At 66.6% G+C, this 1,455-nt stretch carries 2 protein-coding genes; both read left to right on the top strand.

Annotated elements, in window-relative coordinates; genetic code table 11:
* The coding region (locus ACFV2X_RS55610; protein ID WP_385631988.1) for a KR domain-containing protein at positions 1 to 1,025 on the top strand (1,025 nt) is incomplete at its 5' end.
* Positions 1,026 to 1,072: 47 nt separating this feature from the next.
* Positions 1,073 to 1,455 (top strand): beta-ketoacyl synthase N-terminal-like domain-containing protein (locus ACFV2X_RS55605; protein ID WP_385631985.1); only part of this gene is annotated, 383 nt, incomplete at its 3' end.

Here is a 1,455-nt window from a genome sequence, read left to right as displayed (position 1 = left end):
AAATGGACGCGGTCCTGCGGCCCAAGATCGATGCGGCGGTCAACCTCCACGAACTGACCCGCCACCTCGACCTCTCCGCCTTCGTCCTCTTCTCCGGCGCTGCGGCCACGTTCGGCAGCGCGGGGCAGGGACATTACGCTGCGGCCAACGCGTTTCTCGAGGCTCTGGCCGCCCATCGCGCCGCCGGTGGGCTCCCGGCCACCGCCCTCGGATGGGGGTTCTGGGAGCAGCGCAGCGGTATGACCGGGCATCTCGACGAGGTGGCCATGCGGCGTATCGCGCGTCTTGGGCTCGCCGAGATGCCGTCGACAGAAGGGCTGCGGCTCTTCGACGCAGCCCTGGGCACGGGCGACACCTTCCTCCTGCCGCTCCGCCTCGACCCGGCGGACCTCCGCCGGCAGGCATTCGAGGGAACGCTGCCCTCCATCGTGAGGGAACTCGTACACAAGCCTGCTGACAGGGCCACCGGCGTGGCGGACGGCAGCCGGCCGATCGACCAGGCATCGCCGGCCTCGCTGCCCGACCGGCTGATCGGACTGACCAAGGACGAGGGCCGGACCCTGCTCCTGGAACTGGTCTGCTCACAGGCCGCGGACGTACTCGGCCATACGCTGTCGACGGCGGTCAAGCCGTACCAACCGTTCAAGGAGCTCGGCTTCGACTCCCTGAGCGCGGTCGAGCTGCGCAACCGCCTGAGCCGAGCCGCGGCCATGCGCCTTCCCGCCACCTTGGCCTTCGACTATCCGACCCCGGGCGCGCTGGCCGACCACCTTCTCTCCGAGCTTCTGCCGGGCGAGGAACAACTGGAGAAGGAGCTCCTGGGCGACGTCGACCAGCTCGACATCGCACTGTCGGAAATGCTGCAGGCCACGGATGCCAGGGTCCGCGTTCTGGAAAGGATCCGGCATCTGGTCGAGAAGTACGACGAGGGGAGCGCGGCTGCCGCAGAAGCTGCGCATTCCGCCGACCGCTTTGCGGAAGCCAGCGACGATGAACTCTTCGATTTTCTCGACAACAAGGTCTGAGACCAGAGCAGAGCGGACGTGCCGAGTCGCAGCAAGGGGGAATCACTGTGAACAACGAAGACAAGCTCCGCTCCTACCTCAGGCAGGCCGTCACGGAACTGCACGAGACCCGGGAACGGCTGCGCGAAATAGAAGAAGACGCCCACGAGTCGATTGCCGTCGTGGGGATGGGGTGTCGTTTTCCGGGTGGGGTGGTGTCTCCGGAGGACTTGTGGCGGTTGGTGGTGTCGGGCGGCGATGCGGTGTCGGGGTTCCCGGAGGATCGTGGGTGGGATCTGGAGGGGTTGTTCGACCCGGATCCGGATGCGGTGGGGAAGTCGTATGTGCGTGAGGGTGGGTTTCTGCATGCGGCGGGTGAGTTCGATGCGGGGTTCTTTGGTATTTCGCCGCGTGAGGCGTTGGCGATGGATCCGCAGCAGCGGTTGCTGTT

Source organism: Streptomyces sp. NPDC059679 (assembly GCF_042734105.1).
Lineage (GTDB): Bacteria > Actinomycetota > Actinomycetes > Streptomycetales > Streptomycetaceae > Streptomyces.
The sequence above is the reverse complement of the archived record's forward strand: the minus strand, read 5'-3'. Positions and strand labels throughout refer to the sequence as shown.